The sequence below is a fragment of the Neorhizobium petrolearium genome (genome assembly GCF_017873175.1).
GTDB classification, from domain to species: Bacteria; Pseudomonadota; Alphaproteobacteria; order Rhizobiales; family Rhizobiaceae; genus Neorhizobium; species Neorhizobium petrolearium.
In genome coordinates, this window is sequence record NZ_JAGGJW010000008.1 from 20753 (window position 1) to 40207 (window position 19455).

The 19455-nt window shown below is 61.6% G+C and carries 21 protein-coding genes; 7 read left to right on the plus strand and 14 right to left on the minus strand.

Going from position 1 to position 19455, the window contains the following annotated elements; translation table 11 throughout:
- Positions 1-23 precede the first annotated feature (23 nt).
- The 3 genes from J2046_RS16170 to rplS form a co-directional block, all read right to left on the minus strand.
- A complete protein-coding gene (locus J2046_RS16170; protein ID WP_210053478.1) occupies positions 24-842 on the minus strand; it encodes an amino acid ABC transporter permease in 819 nt (272 codons plus the stop codon).
- A 4-nt stretch (positions 843-846) separates the two neighbouring features.
- Positions 847-1644 (minus strand): transporter substrate-binding domain-containing protein, encoded by a 798-nt coding sequence (locus J2046_RS16175; RefSeq protein WP_210053480.1) that lies wholly within the window; start codon positions 1642-1644, stop codon positions 847-849.
- Between the two features lie 138 nt (positions 1645-1782).
- On the minus strand, positions 1783-2328 hold the full coding sequence (rplS, locus tag J2046_RS16180; RefSeq protein ID WP_037156656.1) for a 50S ribosomal protein L19: 546 nt from the start codon (positions 2326-2328) through the stop codon (positions 1783-1785).
- 260 nt (positions 2329-2588) lie between these two features.
- Between rplS and J2046_RS16185 the strand changes: the two genes are divergently transcribed.
- Positions 2589-3335 (plus strand): sulfite exporter TauE/SafE family protein, encoded by a 747-nt coding sequence (locus tag J2046_RS16185; protein WP_210053482.1) that lies wholly within the window; start codon positions 2589-2591, stop codon positions 3333-3335.
- Here the strand turns inward: J2046_RS16185 and trmD are convergent.
- The 6 genes from trmD to J2046_RS16215 all read right to left on the minus strand — a co-directional run bounded on the left by trmD (position 3317) and on the right by J2046_RS16215 (position 7598).
- Positions 3317-4012 (minus strand): tRNA (guanosine(37)-N1)-methyltransferase TrmD, encoded by a 696-nt coding sequence (gene trmD, locus J2046_RS16190; RefSeq protein WP_210053485.1) that lies wholly within the window; start codon positions 4010-4012, stop codon positions 3317-3319. The two genes, J2046_RS16185 and trmD, sit on opposite strands and share 19 nt — an antisense overlap.
- Positions 4012-4572 carry a ribosome maturation factor RimM gene (rimM, locus tag J2046_RS16195; RefSeq protein ID WP_210053487.1) on the minus strand — a complete coding sequence of 187 codons (561 nt, stop codon included), beginning with the start codon at positions 4570-4572 and terminating at the stop codon, positions 4012-4014. Before rimM ends, trmD begins: the two co-directional genes overlap by 1 nt.
- Positions 4573-4689: 117 nt before the next feature.
- Positions 4690-5055 (minus strand): 30S ribosomal protein S16, encoded by a 366-nt coding sequence (gene rpsP / locus J2046_RS16200; protein ID WP_210053489.1) that lies wholly within the window; start codon positions 5053-5055, stop codon positions 4690-4692.
- Positions 5056-5115: 60 nt separating this feature from the next.
- Positions 5116-5433: a chorismate mutase gene (locus J2046_RS16205; RefSeq protein ID WP_210053491.1), complete on the minus strand. Its 318-nt coding sequence runs from the start codon at positions 5431-5433 to the stop codon at positions 5116-5118.
- Positions 5434-5448: 15 nt separating this feature from the next.
- Complete coding sequence (ffh, locus tag J2046_RS16210) at positions 5449-7038, minus strand: signal recognition particle protein (RefSeq protein WP_210053493.1); 1590 nt, start codon at positions 7036-7038, stop codon at positions 5449-5451.
- A 230-nt stretch (positions 7039-7268) separates the two neighbouring features.
- A complete protein-coding gene (locus J2046_RS16215) occupies positions 7269-7598 on the minus strand; it encodes a nuclear transport factor 2-like protein (RefSeq protein ID WP_210053495.1) in 330 nt (109 codons plus the stop codon).
- An 830-nt stretch (positions 7599-8428) separates the two neighbouring features.
- Between J2046_RS16215 and dapF the strand changes: the two genes are divergently transcribed.
- Genes dapF through J2046_RS16240 form a run of 5 tightly spaced genes read left to right on the plus strand, consistent with a single transcriptional unit; the run spans position 8429 to position 13361 of the window.
- On the plus strand, positions 8429-9331 hold the full coding sequence (gene dapF, locus J2046_RS16220; RefSeq protein WP_210053497.1) for a diaminopimelate epimerase: 903 nt from the start codon (positions 8429-8431) through the stop codon (positions 9329-9331).
- Complete coding sequence (gene mtaB / locus J2046_RS16225) at positions 9328-10614, plus strand: tRNA (N(6)-L-threonylcarbamoyladenosine(37)-C(2))-methylthiotransferase MtaB (RefSeq protein ID WP_210053500.1); 1287 nt, start codon at positions 9328-9330, stop codon at positions 10612-10614. The genes dapF and mtaB overlap by 4 nt, the downstream gene beginning before the upstream one ends.
- A gap of 20 nt (positions 10615-10634) precedes the next feature.
- Complete coding sequence (gene ftsY / locus J2046_RS16230; RefSeq protein ID WP_210053502.1) at positions 10635-12071, plus strand: signal recognition particle-docking protein FtsY; 1437 nt, start codon at positions 10635-10637, stop codon at positions 12069-12071.
- 52 nt (positions 12072-12123) lie between these two features.
- On the plus strand, positions 12124-12774 hold the full coding sequence (locus tag J2046_RS16235; protein WP_210053504.1) for a septation protein A: 651 nt from the start codon (positions 12124-12126) through the stop codon (positions 12772-12774).
- Positions 12771-13361, plus strand: a complete 591-nt coding sequence (locus J2046_RS16240; protein ID WP_210053505.1) for a DUF2585 domain-containing protein — start codon at positions 12771-12773, stop codon at positions 13359-13361. Before J2046_RS16235 ends, J2046_RS16240 begins: the two co-directional genes overlap by 4 nt.
- Here the strand turns inward: J2046_RS16240 and J2046_RS16245 are convergent, their stop codons facing one another.
- The 5 genes from J2046_RS16245 to ccmA all read right to left on the minus strand — a co-directional run bounded on the left by J2046_RS16245 (position 13362) and on the right by ccmA (position 16488).
- The gene (locus J2046_RS16245) at positions 13362-13967 is read right to left on the minus strand and encodes a DsbE family thiol:disulfide interchange protein (protein WP_210053508.1); all 606 of its coding nucleotides are present in this window, start codon (positions 13965-13967) and stop codon (positions 13362-13364) included.
- Positions 13964-14149 (minus strand): heme exporter protein CcmD, encoded by a 186-nt coding sequence (gene ccmD / locus J2046_RS16250; RefSeq protein WP_210053974.1) that lies wholly within the window; start codon positions 14147-14149, stop codon positions 13964-13966. The genes J2046_RS16245 and ccmD overlap by 4 nt, the downstream gene beginning before the upstream one ends.
- A 5-nt stretch (positions 14150-14154) precedes the next feature.
- Positions 14155-14913 (minus strand): heme ABC transporter permease, encoded by a 759-nt coding sequence (locus tag J2046_RS16255; RefSeq protein ID WP_210053510.1) that lies wholly within the window; start codon positions 14911-14913, stop codon positions 14155-14157.
- A gap of 44 nt (positions 14914-14957) precedes the next feature.
- Positions 14958-15617, minus strand: coding sequence for a heme exporter protein CcmB (gene ccmB, locus J2046_RS16260; protein WP_210053512.1), 660 nt, complete (start codon positions 15615-15617; stop codon positions 14958-14960).
- Positions 15618-15843: 226 nt separating this feature from the next.
- Complete coding sequence (gene ccmA / locus J2046_RS16265) at positions 15844-16488, minus strand: heme ABC exporter ATP-binding protein CcmA (protein ID WP_210053976.1); 645 nt, start codon at positions 16486-16488, stop codon at positions 15844-15846.
- A 269-nt stretch (positions 16489-16757) separates the two neighbouring features.
- Between ccmA and acnA the strand changes: the two genes are divergently transcribed.
- Positions 16758-19451 (plus strand): aconitate hydratase AcnA, encoded by a 2694-nt coding sequence (gene acnA, locus J2046_RS16270; RefSeq protein WP_210053513.1) that lies wholly within the window; start codon positions 16758-16760, stop codon positions 19449-19451.
- Positions 19452-19455: the final 4 nt, after the last annotated feature.

Consider the following 19455-nt stretch of genomic DNA (forward strand, 5'->3'; position numbering starts at 1 on the left):
TCACCATCGCCTCTTGCGTTTCGTCACCGCTCCGCTCGCCTGCGCATCCGGCCCTCCAGACCCCGGAGGGCCAGTGACAGGCCGATCGTCAGGATGAGGTAGATATAGGTGACGATGGAATAGGTCTCGAAGAAGCGGAAGGACCCGGCCGCATAAACCTTGGCCATCTGGGTGATGTCGGCGACGCCAAGCACCGAGACGAGCGATGAATCCTTCACCATCGAAACAAAATCGTTGGAAAGAGGAGGGAAGATCACCCGCATCGCCTGCGGAAAGACGATCAAGCGGAAGCGTTGAAAGCGCGTGAGACCGAGCGCCTTGGCTGCCTCGATCTGCCCTTCATTCACCGATTGAAAGCCAGCGCGAAAAATCTCGGCAATGAAGGCGGCATAGCCGATCGTCAGGGCAATCACCGCCCGCCACAGCAGCGAAACGTCACGCACGAGAAGCGCCTCCGCCCATCCCCGCGCGATCAGCGGCGCCAGCGCCCAGTTGTAGAGCGCTACGAAACCCGGTGCGCCGACGAAGGCAATATAGAAGAGCAGGACGAGGATCGGGATGCCGCGGATCAGTTCGACATAGAAGCGAGCGATCTGCCTCAGCACGACGTTTCCGGAAAGTCCGGCCAGCGCGATCGCCAGACCCAGTGCGGTCGCCAGCGCGAAGGCCGCCAGCGTCACGCCGATGGTGATGCCGATGCCCTTGACGACGATGCGGAAGACCTGCGCATAGAGGTCGTTAAAGGCGATGATTGCCGCAAGGGCCAGGCAGAGGAGCCCGAAGGCCATCAGCCACCAGGGGAAATCCTCAGGCCCGGCGGCTTTGCGGCGCAGAGGCGCCATGCCCTTATTCGCCCATCTTGTAGTCGAGGAACCATTTCCCGTTGAGCGAATCCAGCGTGCCGTCGGCCTTCAGCGCCGCGATCGCCGCGTTGACCGGCGCGACGAGGTCGGACCCGTTCTTGAAGATGAAGCCGAAATCCTCCGTGCCGAGCGGCTCGCCGATGGTCTTCAAGGAACCGCCGGAGGCTTTCACATAGCCTTCGCCGGCAGTGCTGTCCGTCAGCACCAGGTCGACGTCGCCCGCCTTCAGGGCCTGTACGGTCGCGCCGAAAGTCTCGAAGAGCTTGATCCGCGGGTTTTGCTCATTGCCATCAAGGATCTCATACACCGCGGTGTAGAATGGACTCGTTCCCGGTTGCGCGCCAATCAGTCCGTTATCCAGGGCGGCAAAGCTCTTGGCATCGGTAAACCGCTTCTCGTCGCCGCGCACCAGCATGAGCTGCTGCGAGCGCATGTAGGGATCGGAAAAATCGACCTTCTCCTTGCGGTCGTCCTTGATCGTGATGCCGGTCATGCCGATGTCGTACTGGCCGTCGGAAACCGCCTGGATCATCGCGTCCCAACTGGTGTTCTGGTATTCGACCTTGAAATTCAACCGTTTGGCGATTTCATTCATCGCGTCATATTCCCAGCCGATCGCCTGGCCGTTCTTGGGATCCACGAACTGCAGCGGCGGATAGGCGTTTTCGGTCACGATGACGACGGTCCGACCCTTCAGGTCCGGCAATTCGGCGGCAATACTCAGGGCCGGGGCGAGAGCGAGTGCAACAAAGCCGGCGAGAACGGTGCGTCGGGCGAGCATCGAAAAACTCCTAGAAGATCGGTCGTCCGAAATTCTCACATTTCAAAAGCGGATGGCAAGGCGCGTCATTGCGTCGACTGCGCCACAAACAAAAAAGGCGGCACGCCGGCCGCCTTTTTCGAAATGATTGTCCGAAGCTTATTCGGCAGAAGCTTCCGCAGCCTTGGCTGCTTCGGCAGCTTCCGCTGCTGCCTTTGCTTCTGCGGCTTCGGCTGCTGCCTTTTCCGCGGCGAGGGCCTGGGCGGCTGCGACCTTCTCGGCCTCGATGCGTGCACGCTCCTCGGCGGCTGCCGCGCGCTCTGCTTCGTTCAGCTTGCGGGCGCGGGTATTGGTGTTCTCGACGATACGGGCCGACTTGCCGCGACGATCGCGCAGGTAGTAGAGCTTGGCGCGGCGGACCTTACCGCGGCGGACCACTTCCACGCTCTCGACCATCGGCGAGCAGATCGGGAATACACGCTCGACGCCTTCGCCGTAGGAGATCTTGCGGACGGTGAAGCTTTCGTTGAGGCCGCCGCCGGAGCGGGCGATGCAGACGCCTTCATAGGCCTGCACGCGGGTACGGTTGCCTTCCGTGACGCGCACGTTGACGCGGACGGTATCGCCCGGGGAGAATTCGGGAAGCGTGCGCTTGGCTTCGATCTTGGCGACCTGTTCGGCCTCAAGCTGCTGAATGATGTTCATCGTTTCAAACCTTTGGTTCTTCTGAAACAGCCAGAGCGCTCGATGATCCTTGGGTCAAAGCCTCGGGATTTGCCTTGTCGGCAGAGCGGGTTCGCCATTCTTTGTTGCCGGTCGATGGGACAGATCCCATTTCCGCGTGGGCCAATACACGAAACGAACCCGCTTGTCATCCCTTGCATAGCGATTTTGTGACGAATGTGCCGGCCGTTGCCGCCTGGTTCCGAAGCAGCTATGTCACGTGCAAGGGATGAGGAAACACCATGACAATCACGATGATAGCGTTGCTCGCCGCCGCGGGCTTTCTGTCCGGTGCTGTGAATGCGATCGCGGGCGGCGGCACGTTCCTGACATTCGGAGCCATGACGCTTGCGGGCGTTCCGCCGATTTCCGCCAACGCCACCTCGTCGATCGTACAGTTTCCTGGTTATATCACCTCGACGATCGCCTATCGGGATGAGATCGCCCACCGCTGGCGCAGCGCCCTCCTACTGGCCATCGTCTCGGTCGTCGGCGCGTTTGCCGGCGCTTTTCTGCTCCTGTCGCTCGACAATCCTTCCTTCCGACAGATCGTTCCCTGGCTGCTCGCTGCCGCGACGGCTGTATTTGCTGCCGGCCCCTGGCTGAAGCCGAAATCCTCCGCCGAACGGTCGGCAAATTCGCCCGCCTGCATCATCGGCCAGTTTCTAACATCCATCTATGGCGGCTTCTTCGGCGCCGGCATGGGCATCATGATGCTCGCGGTGCTGGGCATCACCACCGGCGGTACGTATCATCATCTCAACGCGCTGAAAAACCTGTTGGCGGTGCTGATCGCAGCAGTCGCCATCGTGGTTTTCGTGGGCGGCGGGGTGATCGCCTGGGCCGAGGCCATTGTTATGATTCCGGCCGGCGCACTCGGCGGATATGCGGGTGTGTGGATGGCGCGGCGCGTGCCGCAGGCCGTCATGCGCTGGTGCGTCGTTGCCGTCGGGATCGGCCTGACGGTCTATTATTTCGTGACGGGCTGATTGGAGAGAAGGTCCGGCCTGCGCTCGGCCGTCAGCTTCTTCGCTTCTTCGAGCCGCCATTTCTCGATCGCCGCATGATTGCCGGAGGTGAGCACGGCCGGGATTTCCCGGCCCTCGAAGAGCTGCGGCCGCGTGTATTGCGGATATTCGAGGAGGCCGTCCTCGAAGCTCTCGTGGGTGCCCGAAAGCGCGTTGCCCATGACGCCCGGCAGGATGCGGATAACGGCGTCGAGCAGCGTCAGTGCAGCCGGCTCGCCGCCCGAGAGGATGTAGTCGCCGACCGACACCTCTTCGAGGTTGCGCGCATCGATCACCCGCTGGTCGACCCCTTCGAACCGGCCGCAGACGATCACCACGCCATCGCTTGCAGCGAGCTGCCGCACTCGTGCCTGCGTCAGCGGTCGCCCGCGCGGGCTCATCAGCAGGCGAGGCCGGCCGTCATCCTTGGAAACACGGTCGATTGCCTTCGCCAGAATATCCGGTCTCAGCACCATGCCGGCACCGCCGCCGGCCGGCGTATCGTCCACCGTGCGGTGCCTGTCCTCCGCGAAATCTCGGATCTGCACCGTATCGAGCGACCACTGGCCACGCTCCAGCGCCTTGCCGGCCAGCGAAAAGGCCAGATGCCCCGGGAACATTTCCGGGTAGAGCGTCAGGATCGTCGCGCGGAAGGTCATCACTTGCCTTTGTGGGGAGGGGCCCGGCGGCTGTCATCCGGGTTCTCGATCAGCCCTGCTGCCTGCGGATCGATGAGGATCTTGCCGTTTTCGAGGTCGATCTCCAGCACTGCCGCTTCCGAAAAAGGGATCAGCGCCGGGCGACGGCCGGGACCTTTGAGCTCCAGCAGGTCGCCGGCGCCGAAATCATAGACGGCGCTCACGGTGCCGTAGCTCTTGCCTGCCTCGTCGACCGCCTCGAGACCTTCGAGATCGGCATAATAGAATTCGTCTTCCTCCAACTCCTCGTCCGGAAGGTTGTCCCGTTCGATGAAGAGTTCGAGACCGTTCAGAGCTTCAGCAGCGTTGCGGTCGTTGATGCCTCGGAAGCGGACGATCGCCATATTCTTCGCTTCGCGGATTTCGAGGATCTCGAAAACCCGCCCGTCCTCGCTGTACAGGTGACCGTAATCGCCGAGCGCCGTCGGGTCGGCCGTATAGGACCGCACGCGTACCTCGCCCCTCAGGCCTTGAGCAGTGCCGATCGTTGCCATCAAAACGGGGTTTTCAAGCTTCGTCATGCGGGTCGTTCCGGTTGTATCGCGCCTCATTTAAGCTTTGTGCAATCAAAAGCAAACAGCAAAACGGGCGGCACAAAGATGTGCCACCCGTCAAAAGCGATCCGAACGGAGGGAGAATTATTCCGCTGCGGCCTCGGCTGCTGCGTCGGCGACCTTCTGAGCCTTCTCGGCTGCACGCTCCTGGGCCTTCTTGCCTGGCTTTGCCTTTTCCGGGTTGTTGCGGGCTTCGCGCTGGGCAACACCGGCTTCAGCGAGGAAGCGGAGCACGCGGTCGGTTGGCTGGGCGCCCTTGGCGATCCATTCCTGGATGCGCTCGGCGTTCAGTTCGACGCGCTTGGCATCGTCCTTGGCGAGCATCGGGTTCCAGGCGCCGAGCTTTTCGAGGAAACGGCCGTCGCGGGGCGAACGGGCGTCGGCAACGACGATATGATAGTACGGACGCTTCTTGGAGCCGCCGCGGGCGAGACGAATTTTCAGGGACATTGACTTACTCCTTGGGTTTTTCTTGAGGCCGCCATCAGGCGGGCTGGTCTTCGATATGTTCTAAGCGGTTTCTTTCGTGCCGCCATGTTCGGCGGCGATGGCTTCATGATGCCGGATGACTTCCTTGATGACGAAGTTCAGAAACTTCTCGGCGAAATCCGGGTCCAGATGCGCTTCCTTCGCCAGACGACGAAGGCGTTGGATCTGGTATTCCTCGCGCGCCGGGTCGGCCGGTGGCAGATCGTACTGGGCTTTCAGGACGCCCACCTCCTTGGTGCAGCGGAAACGTTCCGCCAGCATATGCACGAGCGCCGCATCGATGTTGTCGATGGACTGGCGGTAGCTTGAAAGTCTTGCTTTGACTTCGGGGTCAACCACGAACGTCCTCCCTCATCACTTCTTCTTGGGCAGGCCGGGAAGCCCCGGGAAGCCGCCGCCCAAACCCGGCAAACCGCCGGGCAGCTTGCTGCCGCCAAGGCCGGGAAGTCCGCCCATGCCGCCGCCGGGCAGGCCCGGCATCGAGCCAGGCCTCAGGCCTGCGGCCTCGGCCTGCTTCTGCAGCGCTTCGATCTGCTTCGGGTCGAGCTTGGAAAGGTCGGGCATGCCGCCCATCCCGCCCATTCCGCCGAGACCCATCTTCGAGGCAAGGCCGCCCATCATCTGCTTCATCATGCCGCCCTTGCCCTTGCCGCCCATCATTTTCATCATGTCGGCCATCTGGCGGTGCATTTTCAGAAGCTTGTTGATGTCGGAGGCATCGGTGCCGGAACCGGCAGCGATGCGCTTCTTGCGGGAATGCTTGAGAATATCAGGATTGGCGCGTTCGGCCTTGGTCATCGACTGGATGATGGCGATCTGGCGGTCGAACATCTTGTCGTTCATGCCTGAGGCGGCGAGCTTGTCCTTCATGCCGGCCATGCCAGGCATCATGCCCATGATACCGCCCATGCCGCCGAGCGATTTCATCTGTTTCAACTGTTCGGCGAGGTCGTTCAGGTCGAACTTGCCCGACTGCATCTTCTTCGCCATCGCTGCGGCTTTTTCCGCATCGATGTTTTCCGCAGCCTTCTCGACCAGCGAGATGATGTCGCCCATACCGAGGATGCGGTCGGCGATCCGGCGGGGATGGAATTCCTCCATCTCCGTCATCTTCTCGCCGGTGCCGATGAGCTTGATCGGCTTGCCGGTGACGGCGCGCATCGAAAGGGCTGCACCGCCGCGGCCGTCGCCGTCCATGCGGGTCAGGACGAGGCCGGTAATGCCGACGCGCTCGTCGAAATTGCGGGCGAGGTTGACGGCGTCCTGACCAGTCAGGCTGTCGGCGACGAGCAGGATCTCGTGCGGATTGGACTTCCGCTTGATCTCCGCCATTTCCTGCATCAGCGGTTCGTCGATATGGGTGCGGCCGGCGGTGTCGAGGATGACGACATCATGGCCGCCGAGCTTTGCCGCCTGCACGGCGCGCGCGGCGATATCGGTCGGCGACTGGCCGGCGATGATCGGCAGCGTGTCGACGCCGGTCTGGACGCCGAGCTGACGGAGCTGCTCCTGGGCTGCCGGGCGGCGCGTGTCGAGCGACGCCATCAGCACTTTCTTCTTTTCGCGATCGGTCAGCCGCTTGGCGATCTTGCCAGTCGTGGTCGTCTTGCCTGAGCCCTGAAGGCCGACCATCATGATGACGACGGGAGCCACTGCATGCAGGTCGATGCCCACACCTTCCGAGCCCAGCATCTCGACGAGTTCGTCATGGACGATCTTGACGACCATCTGGCCGGGCTTGATCGATTTGAGGACTTCGGCGCCGACGGCCTTTTCACGAACCTTGTCGGTGAAGGACCGGACGACTTCTAGCGCCACGTCCGCTTCCAGAAGCGCACGGCGAACCTCGCGCAGGGCGGCGGAAACATCCGCTTCGCTCAATGCGCCACGGCCGGTCAGTCCACTCAAGATGGAGCCAAGACGGTCCTGGAGGCTTTCGAACATCGTTTCTTCCTTCTCGCGTTTCGGGGATTTCCGGAAACGTCGGGTCTCTCCACGACAAAAACAAGACACAAAGCCAAAAAGCACCCGAGGGCGCAACGCGCTGTCGGGTGTTGACCTCCGGGCTCTGTCTATCGGCCCCGGTCGGCGGCTCCAAGTTCTCGACTTGTCAGCAGATCGCCGGGCTTAAACAGGAAAGGGGCGGGAAAGTCAAGGCTTGCCAGTGCACGTCCCTAAACGTCCCGCCCGAAGTAAACCTCGATCGAAGCGATCTGGTCACCCCGGAAGGTCATCAGTTCGAGATTGCGGAAAGCGCCGCCGGCAACCTTTTCTCCCTTGTATCCGACGACAACCTCATCGCCACTGACGAATAGCCGTTCCACGACGATATGGCTGAAGACCGGCGGCTGCGGCCAGCAGCGTTCGAAATATATGGCCTTGTCGATATGGTCGTCGCGTGGGCTCGAAAAGGTAAAATCATCCGTCAGCAGCGGATCGGTCAGGTCTTTTCGATTGGCCAGGTAATTGGCGAAGAGCTTTCGAACGGTTTCCGTCTTATCCATATACCCCTCTTCTTATCTGATTGTATTATGCAATCGGTTTGCGGCAAGGATATGGCGGCATTGGTTGTCTGAGGAAACCAGCGCGCCTATCCGATCTCCCCCTTGAGGGGGAAGATGCTCGGCAGGGCAGAGGGGGATGTGGCGAGGCAAATCAAAGCCTTGCGAGAAATCGACAGGAAAAATCGCTCCAGTTTCCCCGCCCTCTTTACCCGTGCCTGCAATCATCCCGTCCCGCATCGGATACACCGGAAGGCGTTCCGGCGAGGCGGGGCCGGCGCGGGCGGTGAGGGTAGGACGCGAAACCTCATTGTCCGGGTCCGCGGAAAATGGTCTCCCTCCGGCGACACGGGGGAAGCGAAAAGGTTACGGACCGGCCGCCTGCTTCCGATGCCCGAACAGCGCGCCGGGCGTGGCAAGCATGTCCCGCCTTGCCGGGCGAAAGGTACATGCTCCACTCAACGAGCCAAAGCCTGCTTTCCGCGATCTTTGATCGCGGGGGGGGTGGGGCGGCACACATGGTGGCCCGACGGCTGGTTTCGCCGGATTTTTCAAAAGTCCGCCGAACGCGTCGGGAACCGGCGGCAGAAAACCGTCCGGAAGGGCCAAGGCAGAGGGACCGGAGTCGCTGATAAAAACCGCCGAACGGGACGCTGAGAGGTGTCACCTAAAACTAAAACTTAAGAGGCAGCTTTCAGTGTCCCGTCCGATTTCGAAGATTCGATCATCACCAAGGGGTGAGTCTGTCCATCTGCGCCCACTGGTAATTTCCCCGCATTTCCGCCATATACGCCCCAAGAGACGGGCATTTCGCCCGGAATGGATTGAGCGTCATGGCAGACATGGTCGAATTCGCGAAGATGAACGGGCTTGGCAACGAGATCCTGGTTATCGACATGCGCGGCCGCACCGGCAAGGTGACGCCGGAGGCCGCCATTGCTCTGAACGCCGATCCCGCCACCCGGTTCGACCAGATCATGGCAATCCACGATCCGAAGGCGGAAGGCACCGATGCCTTTATCGACATCCTCAACTCCGACGGTTCCAAGGCGCAGGCCTGCGGCAACGGAACGCGCTGCGTCGTCCAGGCGCTTGCCGCTGAGACCGGCCGCAAGGCCTTCACCTTCCAGACGGTCGCGGGCATTTTGAACGCTCAGGAGCACGAAGACGGCACCATCTCCGTCGATATGGGCAAGCCGGTCTTCGAATGGAACCGCATTCCACTCGCGGAAGAATTCTTCGATACGAGCCGTATCGAACTGCAGATCGGGCCGATCGATCAGCCGGTGCTGCATTCGCCGTCGGTCATGTCGATGGGCAATCCGCATGCGATCTTCTGGGTTGATCGCGACCCGATGAGCTTCGATCTCGAACGTTTCGGGCCGCTCCTCGAAAACCACCCGATGTTTCCGGAAAAGGCCAATATCACGCTGGCGCAGGTCACATCCCCCTCGTCGCTCCGCACCCGCACCTGGGAGCGCGCTGCCGGGCTGACGCTCGCCTGCGGTTCGGCGGCTTGCGCCTCTGCTGTCTCCGCCGCGCGCACCGGCCGCACCGGCCGCAAGGTGACGATCGATGTCGCTTCCAGCCCGGTCCGCCAGCCGCTCGTCATCGAATGGCGGGAAGACGACCATGTGGTGATGACCGGCCCGGCCGAATGGGAATGGTCCGGCAAGGTCGATCCGCAAACAGGCAGCTTCACACGAGACCAGGAGCGGGAGGCCGGGGTCAATTGAGCGGCGTCGATGTCATCACCTTCGGCTGTCGGCTCAACACGTATGAATCGGAAGTGATGCGGGCCGAAGCCGAAAAGGCGGGGCTCAACAATGCGATCCTCGTCAATACCTGCGCCGTCACCGGCGAGGCCGTCCGCCAGGCCCGCCAGGCGATCCGCCGCGCCCGGCGTGAAAATCCGCATGCCCGCATCATCGTCACCGGCTGCGCCGCCCAGACGGAAAAGCAGACCTTTGCCGACATGGCGGAAGTGGATGCCGTGCTCGGCAACGATGAGAAGCTGAAAAGCGCCTCCTATCGCGGGCTGCCGGATTTCGGCGTTTCGGCGGAAGAGAAGCTCCGCGTCAACGACATCATGAGTGTCAGGGCCACGGCGCCGCAGATGGTCAGACACATCGACGGGCATGTGCGCGCCTTCATCCAGGTGCAGAACGGCTGCGACCATCGCTGCACTTTCTGCATCATCCCCTATGGCCGCGGCAATTCCCGGTCCGTGCCGATGGGCGCCGTGGTCGATCAGGCCCGCAAACTCGCCGAAAGCGGCTATCGCGAGATCGTTTTGACCGGCGTGGATGCCACCAGCTATGGCGCCGATCTTCCCGGTCAGCCGTCACTTGGCTACCTGGCGAAGACGTTGCTGAAACAGGTGCCGGAGATTCTTCGCCTGCGTCTCTCCTCTATCGACAGCGTCGAGGCGGACAAGCACCTCTGGGACCTGATCGCCGACGAGCCGCGTTTCATGCCGCATCTGCATCTTTCCCTGCAGCACGGCGACGACCTGATCCTGAAGCGGATGAAGCGCCGCCATTCGCGCGCCGATGCGCTCGCCTTTACCGAGCAGGCGCGGCGCCTCAGACCCGATATTGCTTTCGGGGCCGACATGATCGCGGGGTTTCCGACAGAAACGGAAGAAATGTTCGAGAACGCCGCGATGCTTGCGGAAGAAGCCGGCATTTCCTTCCTGCACGTCTTCCCCTACAGCCCGCGGCCCGGCACGCCGGCGGCACGCATGCCGCAGCTCGACCGGACGCTGGTCAAGGACCGCGCAGCAAGGCTGCGTGCCCGTGGCGAGGTGCTGCATCGGGCACACCTTGATCGCATGATCGGCACCGAGCAGTCGGTCATCGTCGAAAACAATGGCATGGCCCATACCGAAAACTTTTCGCTGGTTGCGGCACCCGGCCTTATTCCCCGCGACTTCAAGCGCGTTATCATTACCGGCCATGACGGCAGACATCTGGACATGCAGGTGATGCCTGCCAGTGTCCCCTCCTGGGCAGCATAACCGGAACGGATTGATCTCTCATGGCATTGGGCTTCATCAAACGCGTCTTCACCTTCGGCAAGCCTGCCGAGGAGCCGGCACCGGAGGCGGAAAGGCCGGAAGACGTTGCAGCCGTAGAAGCGGAGCTCGAACCCAAATCCCGCGAAGAAGACCTGCCGGTTTCGCCCGTCGATCCGGTCGCGCCAACGGAGATCGAGACGGCGGGTGGACCCGCGGCGGATGCGGCGGCGGAAAATATTCAGCTTTACGAACCGGAAACAGCAGGGGACGAAGAGCCGGCGCTGCTTCCGGGCGTGGAGGACACATCGGACATCGGTGTGGCGCCGTTATCTCTGCTGGAGGCAGAAGCCGAGGCTGAGGCTGAACAGCAAGATCTACCGTCTGCGGAGCAGAGCAATCGATCCGGTGAATCGATTGCAGCGCCGAACGCCCCGAGCGAAAGCGAGGGGCTGGGCCGGGCCAATGAGCCCTCCCTTCCCAAAGGCTTCTCCACCACCAAACCCGAACCGGAACCCACCCTCGTCGCCCTGGCGCCAAAACTCACCTGGTTCCAGCGCCTGCGGGCAGGTCTTGCCCGCACCTCATCGCAGCTTACCGGCCAGATCACGGCGCTATTCACCAAGCGCAAGCTGGACGAGGACACGCTGGAGGAACTGGAAGACCTGCTGATCCAGGCAGATCTCGGCGTCGAGACGGCCATGCGCATCACCGGTGCGCTGTCCTCGGAGCGCTATGGCAAGGACGTCACCGGCGAGGACGTCTCGCGCATCATGGCTGGCGAGATCACCAAGGTCCTGTCTCCGGTCGCCAAGCCGCTACAGCTCGATCTCAATCACAAGCCGCATGTCATTCTCGTCGTTGGCGTCAACGGCACGGGCAAGACGACGACGATCGGCAAGCTGGCAGCAAAGCTCTCCGGTGCCGGCCTCAAGGTCATGCTCGCCGCCGGCGACACCTTTCGTGCCGCGGCCATTGAGCAGTTGAAGATCTGGGCGGACCGCACGGGATCGGAATTCATCGGTACCAGGCTCGGTGCGGATGCGGCAGGGCTTGCCTATGACGCCTACGAACAGGCGCGCGCCAACAAATCGGATGTCCTCATCATCGATACGGCCGGCCGGCTGCAGAATCGCACCGAGCTGATGGCCGAACTCGAAAAGATCGTCCGGGTGCTGGGTAAGCTCGATCCGGATGCGCCGCACACGGTTCTCCAGACGCTGGACGCCACGACCGGCCAGAACGCCATGAGCCAAGTGGAAATCTTCCGCAACGTGGCGGGCGTCAGCGGCCTGATCATGACTAAGCTCGACGGCACGGCGCGCGGGGGTATCCTGGTCGCCATCGCCGCCAAGCACAAGCTGCCGGTCTATTTCATTGGCGTCGGCGAGGGCGTCGACGACCTCGAACCGTTCGAGGCGCAGGATTTTGCCAGCGCTATTGCCGGTTTGACGCATTGATGACACAGAAAGACGATTTGGCTTTGCCGGTACGAGTTTAAAGTTGGAACCCATGCAGACGATTGAAAGCGACATCACGCCGACCAAGGAAGAGAAGCAACATCCGATGCTGAAGCTGGCGCTGGAGATCGGCCCGCTTCTCGTCTTTTTCTTCGGCAACCTGCGCGGAGAATGGCTCGTCGCTAAATTCCCGGCGCTTTCGGCGATTGGTGGGCCGCTTCTCATCGCGACGGCCCTCTTTATGGTCGCGACCGTCATTTCGCTAATCATCTCGAAGATCGTTTTCCATCACCTGCCGGTCATGCCCTTCGTTTCCGGCATCGTGGTCATGATTTTTGGTTCGCTGTCGATCTGGCTGCAGGACGAGACCTTCATCAAGATGAAGCCGACCATTGTCAATTCGCTGTTCGGCGTGACGCTGCTTGTGGGTCTGATGTTCGGCAAATCGTTGCTCGGCTATGTCTTCAACGCAGCCTTCCAGCTTGACGAGACAGGCTGGAAAAAGTTGACCCTCCGCTGGGGCATCTTCTTCCTGTTCCTCGCCGTGCTGAACGAGGTGGTCTGGCGTAATTTCTCCGATGCGGTCTGGGTCAACTTCAAAGTCTGGGGCACGATGCCGATCACCATCGCCTTCACACTCGCCCAGATGCCGCTCATCATGCGGCACACGATTGCCGAGCCGGCTGTGGAAACCGAAAAGTGACGGCAGTCGACCTTTCCTCCTCCGGCTCCTCTTCAAAGCGCTGGTTGCTTGCCGCGCTTATCCTTTTCCTGGGCCAGATTGCCATTCTCTATTGGATGGGCCGTATTCCGATCTGCGAGTGCGGGTTCGTGAAGCTCTGGGAAGGCGGGGTGAACACCAGCGGCAACTCGCAGCACCTGTCCGACTGGTACACGCCGTCCCACATCATCCACGGCTTCCTCTTCTACGGTCTCGGATGGTTGATCCTGCGCCGCGCGCCACTCACCGGCCGGCTTTCGCTGGCGATCCTGATCGAGGCGGCCTGGGAGATTGCGGAAAACTCGCCGGTCATCATCGACCGCTACCGCACTGCGACGATGGCGCTCGGGTATACCGGCGACAGCATTATTAATTCGGCGATGGATACCGTCTTCATGGTGATCGGCTTTCTGTTCGCCGCGCGCCTGCCGGTCTGGCTGACGGTCGTGATGGCGATCTTCTTCGAGCTGCTGACCGGCTTCATCATCCGCGACAACCTGACCCTCAACGTGCTGATGCTCATCTGGCCGGTCGATGCGATCCGCGAATGGCAGGCGGCGCTGCCTTGATCAGCTCGTGGCGGCTGTCGCTTTTTCGATCGCCGGCATGAGTTCCTGGGTTAGGCTGCGTTCGTCGAAAGGCCCGACGCGCTTGTAGAGGATCGTGCCGTCCGGCCCGACGAGATAGCTCTCCGGAATGCCGTAGACGCCCCAATCGATCGCCGCCTTGCCGTTCGGATCGACGCCGATCGCCTTGTAGGGATTGCCGAGTTCGCCGAGGAACCGCAGCGCGTTGTCATTGCGGTCCTTGTAGTTGATGCCGACGATATTCAGCCGGCTGTCATCAGCCAGGGCCTTGAGGATCGGATGTTCCTGCCGGCAGGGCACGCACCACGATGCGAAGACGTTGACCAGCGTCAGCTTGCCGGTGATCGCCGCGTCGGTCAGAGCGGCCGTGTTCGAGCCTTCGAGCGGCGGGAGCGAAAGTGACGGGGCCTTTTTACCGATCAGCGCCGAGGGGATGGCGGAAATGTCGCGGCCGTTGACATCCTGGTCGTAGAGCATCTTGCCGGCAACGCCCGCAAAGCCGAGGAAAACGACGAGGGGGATCAGCGCCAGCGCATAGCGTGCGAAGCCCTTGCGCTGTACCGGCTGGTTTTCGGTCTCGATGCTCATGATGCGTCGCTCTTCGCCAGGTCGCCCTTGGGCTGTGCTGAACGGCGACGGATACCGGAGGCTTCGAGTTCGGCCAGCTCCCTTTGCCGGGCGCGGCCGTCAAGCCATACCCAGCCGATCAGACAGAGGGTGATCAAGGCGGTGACCGCATAGGACACGGAGATGTAGAACGTATGCGTCATCATCTTTAAGCCTCCCGTCCGGCCATGCGCGCCGCCATGCGGCGCTGGGCGGCGATGCGCCTGCGCCAGATCTCATTGCGCATCGCCATAACATGCAGGGTGAAGAAGAGCAGCGTAAAGGCAATGGCCATGATCAGCAGGGGCCGGAGAAACTCCGGATCGATGGTCGGGCCATCGAGGCGAACGACGCTCGCCGGCTGGTGCAGCGTGTTCCACCAGTCGACCGAAAACTTGATGATCGGAATGTTGACGAAGCCGACGAGGATGAGAACGGCGGAGACGCGCGCTGCCCTGGAGGGATCGTCCATGGCGCGGTTCAGCGCGATCAGGCCGAGATACATGAGGAAGAGCACGAAGACGGAGGTCAGCCGTGCATCCCAGACCCACCAGGTGCCCCACATGGGCTTGCCCCAGAGCGAGCCGGTAGCGAGCGCGATCAGCGTGAAGGCGGCGCCGAGCGAAGCCGCCGCCTTGTGGCTGACGTCGGCGAGCGGATGGCGCCAGACCAGCGTGCCGATCGCCGAAGCGGCCATAACTGTGTAGCACATCATCGACAGCCAGGCGGCCGGCACATGGATGTACATGATGCGCACCGTCTGGCCCTGCTGGTAATCGCCTTCCGTCGTGAAGCTCAGATAAAGCCCTATGGCAAAAAGGATCGCCGTGATCGACGCCATCCAGGGCAATATCCGGGCCGCAAGTGCCAGGAAGCGTGTCGGATTGGCGAGATCGCTGAACTTAGTGATGGCGAGGCTTTCTGACATGGAATCTTTCTAAACTGCCATAGCGCTGGATGTCTTGATCCTAGTCAATCGCCGGCATTCTTCAACGCCAGTGCCGCACCGACCGGGCCGAGAACGGCAAAAAACATCGTGATCGCCACTAATATCAGGAAAGGCGGCATAAACGGGGCAGGATCCTCGACTGCCGCATAAGAGGCGCTGACACCGAAGATCAGCACCGGAATTGCAAGCGGCAGCACGAGGATCGAGACCAGAAGGCCGCCGCGAGGCAGTGCCACCGCGACCGCCGCGCCGACCGCGCCGATGAAGGTGAGCGCCGGTGTGCCGACCAGTAGCGTCAGCATGGTGGCGCCGATCGCCAGCTCGTTCATGTTCATGAAGAGGCCGAGCAGCGGCGAGGCGATGACGAGCGGCAGGCCGTTACCCAGCCAGTGCGCCATGCATTTGACGAGCACCGTCAGCACCAGCGGGTGTTCCTGCATGAGGAGAAGGTCGAGCGAGCCATCCTCACGGTCGGTCTGGAACATCCGGTCGAGGCCCAAAAGGGCGGAAAGCAGCGCGCCGATCCAGACGATCGCCGGGCCGATGCGGGACAAGAGATTGAGGTCCGGTCCGACACCGAAGGGGATGACGGCGACGACCGTCATGAAGAACAAGACGCCGATCAGCGCCCCGCCGCCGGCGCGCACCGAAAGTTTGAGATCGCGAAGGAGGAGGGAGATCATGCGAACGAGCTTTCGAGGTTGCCCCTCACCCTCTCCCCGCCAGCGGGGAGAGGGAACGTGCCCGATCGAACAGTTATGGCTGGGGAAAAGCGCGCGGCATATTTCCTTCTCCCTGTCAAAACGGGGAGAAGGTGGCTGGCAAGCCGGATGAGGGGTGATCGTGTGATGTGGCTGCCGGTAGGGCTGAGGGGAGTAACGAGAGCGCGGGCAGGAGAATGAAAACTCATCACCACCTATCCTCCATCACACCCGCAAATCCCGTCATCCGCAGTTCCTTCGCATGCTCCAGCCCGAGCGGCTGATGAGTTGCGGCGAGCATGATGCCGCCTTCTGCAAGATGCGCTTTGATCAGGGTCGAAAACACTTTCTCTGCATTCACATCGAGTGCCGCAGTCGGCTCGTCGAGTATCCAGACCGGCCGATGAACGACAAGCAGCTTGGCGAAGGCCATGCGGCGCTGCTGACCCGCCGAGAGGTAACCGAAGGGAAGATGAGCGATTCCGCCAAGGCCCACCGCGTCGGCCGCTTCGCCGACGGAAACGCCTTTCCTGCCCTGGAAATCGCCGAAGAACTCCTTCCAGAAGGAGAGGTTTTCAAAGACCGAGAGTTCCGCCTTCATGGCGTTGCGGTGGCCGAGGTAGTGGCAGGCCTCGGCCGCACGCATCCCCGATTCGGCTGCGTCGGAATGCCACGTCACCCGACCGGTTTCCGGGTGCAACAATCCCGCCACCACACGCAGCAGCGTTGATTTTCCCGATCCGTTCCGCCCGGTCAGAACGAGGCTTTCACCGACTTCCAAATTGAAGGAGATGTCCTTGAAGATCAGGTCCTGACCGCGTCTGGCGCTCAAATTTTCGGCCATTAGCCGCATGTCGGAGACCTTCATTCGGGTTTCGCTCACCCCCACCCAAAAAATTGTTCGAGAAGGGGCTTCAAGTGTCTGGAACCCTTCTTAGAAATTATCTATAAGCACTGCAACCACGCCAGCGGCCGGCGTGATTTCCATCTTGCGCCGAACCTGAAGACTCACAAATCTTCTCGTGCGGACAGCGGAAATGGTCGCACCCGCATCCTGATGTGCATGAAGTGCATAGGCGTCCGCACGCGCGTGTTGGCTCTATATCAGCGGGGTTGTTTTCCGTGACCAAATCTCTCGACAGCTTCAATTGTCGTTCCGTCCTGACCGTGGGCGGCAAGGACTACGTTTATTACAGCCTGCCCAAGGCAGAGCAGAACGGTCTTCCGGGCGTCTCGAAGCTTCCCTTCTCCATGAAGGTCCTGCTTGAAAACCTGCTCCGCTTCGAAGACGGCCAGTCCGTCACCAAGGAACAGATCCTCGCTGTCGCCGAATGGCTGAACAACAAGGGCCTGACCGAAGCCGAAATCGCCTATCGCCCGGCCCGCGTGCTGATGCAGGATTTCACCGGCGTTCCGGCGGTGGTCGACCTCGCCGCGATGCGCGACGGCATCAAGGCGCTCGGCGGTGATCCGGAAAAGATCAATCCGCTCGTACCCGTCGACCTCGTGATCGACCACTCGGTCATCGTCGATGAATTCGGCACGCCGCAGGCCTTTGCCCGCAACGTCGAGCTGGAATACCAGCGCAACGGCGAACGCTACCGCTTCCTGAAATGGGGCCAGCAGGCGTTCAAGAATTTCCGCGTCGTCCCGCCCGGCACCGGCATCTGTCACCAGGTCAACCTCGAATATCTCGGCCAGACCGTCTGGACCAAGGAAGAGGATGGCGAAACGATCGCCTATCCGGACACCTGCGTCGGCACCGATTCGCATACCACGATGATCAACGGCCTCGGCGTTCTCGGCTGGGGTGTGGGTGGTATCGAAGCAGAGGCTGCCATGCTCGGCCAGCCGGTCTCGATGCTCTTGCCGGAGGTTATCGGCTTCAAGCTGACCGGCAAGCTGAAGGAAGGCGTCACCGCGACCGACCTCGTGCTGACCGTCGTGCAGATGCTGCGCAAGAAGGGCGTGGTTTCGAAGTTCGTCGAATTCTTCGGCCCTGGCATGGACAACATGCCGCTCGCCGACCGCGCCACGATCGGCAACATGGGGCCGGAATACGGCGCGACCTGCGGCTTCTTCCCGGTCGACGGCGAAACGATCAACTATCTCAACATGTCCGGTCGCACGAAGGAGCGCATCGCGCTCGTCGAAGCCTATTCGAAAGCGCAAGGGATGTGGCGCGAGGGTGACGGTTCCGACCTTGTCTTCACCGATACGCTGGAGCTCGATCTCGGCGATGTCGTGCCGTCGATGGCCGGCCCGAAGCGTCCCGAAGGCCGCATCGCGCTCGAAAACATCGCATCCGGCTTCGCCGGTTCGATGGACACCGACTACAAGAAGCCCGGCCAGCTCGGTAACCGTTATCCGGTCGAAGGTACCGACTTCGATCTCGGCCATGGCGATGTGGCGATTGCCGCCATCACGTCCTGCACCAACACCTCCAACCCGTCGGTGCTGATCGCTGCCGGCCTTCTCGCCCGCAATGCGGTCGTCAAGGGCCTGAAGACCAAGCCTTGGGTCAAGACTTCACTCGCACCCGGATCCCAGGTCGTCGGCGAATATCTCGCAAAGTCCGGCCTGCAGGCTGACCTCGACAAGCTCGGTTTCAACCTCGTCGGCTTCGGCTGCACCACCTGCATCGGCAATTCCGGTCCGCTGCCGGCGCCGATCTCCAAGACGATCAACGACAAGGGCCTCATCGTTTCGGGCGTGCTCTCGGGCAACCGCAACTTCGAAGGCCGCATCTCGCCGGACGTGCAGGCGAACTACCTCGCGTCGCCGCCGCTCGTCGTGGCCTATGCGCTCGCCGGCACGGTGCAGAAGGACCTGACTTCCGAGCCGCTCGGCGAAGACCAGAACGGCAACCCGGTCTACCTCAAGGACATCTGGCCGACCTCGAAGGAAGTGCAGGAATTCATCCTGAAATACGTCACCCGCGAACTTTACGAAACCAAGTATGCCGACGTGTTCAAGGGCGATGCAAATTGGCAGGCGGTCAACGTTCCTCCGGGGCAGACCTATGCCTGGGACGACAACTCGACCTATGTCCAGAACCCGCCCTACTTCGTTGGCATGGGCAAGAAGGGCAGCGGCATCAAGGACATCAAGGGCGCCCGCGTCCTCGGTCTCTTCGGCGACAAGATCACCACCGACCACATTTCTCCGGCCGGTTCGATCAAGGCAGCTTCGCCTGCCGGTGCCTACCTTACGGAGCACGGGGTCGCGGTCGCCGACTTCAACCAGTACGGTACGCGGCGCGGCAACCATGAGGTGATGATGCGCGGCACCTTCGCCAATATCCGCATCCGCAACCACATGCTCGGCCCGAACGGCAAGGAAGGTGGCTACACCATCCACTATCCGTCGAAGGAAGAGATGTCGATCTATGACGCGGCCATGAAGTACAAGGCTGAGGGCGTTCCGCTCGTCATCTTCGCCGGCGTCGAATACGGCAACGGGTCGTCGCGCGACTGGGCGGCCAAGGGCACCAACCTGCTCGGCGTCAAAGCGGTCATCGCCCAGTCCTTCGAGCGCATCCACCGTTCGAACCTGGTCGGCATGGGCGTCGTACCCTTCGTTTTCGAGGAAGGTATGACCTGGGCAAGCCTTGGTCTCAAGGGCGACGAGACCGTCACCATCGAGGGCCTGGAAGGCGACATCAAGCCGCGCGAGTGGAAGACCGCCAAGATCACCTACGGCGACGGCACGGTGAAGGAGATCAACATCCTTTGCCGCATCGATACGCTCGACGAGGTCATCTACATGAACAATGGCGGCATCCTGCAGACCGTTCTTCGCGATCTTGCCGCCTGATCTT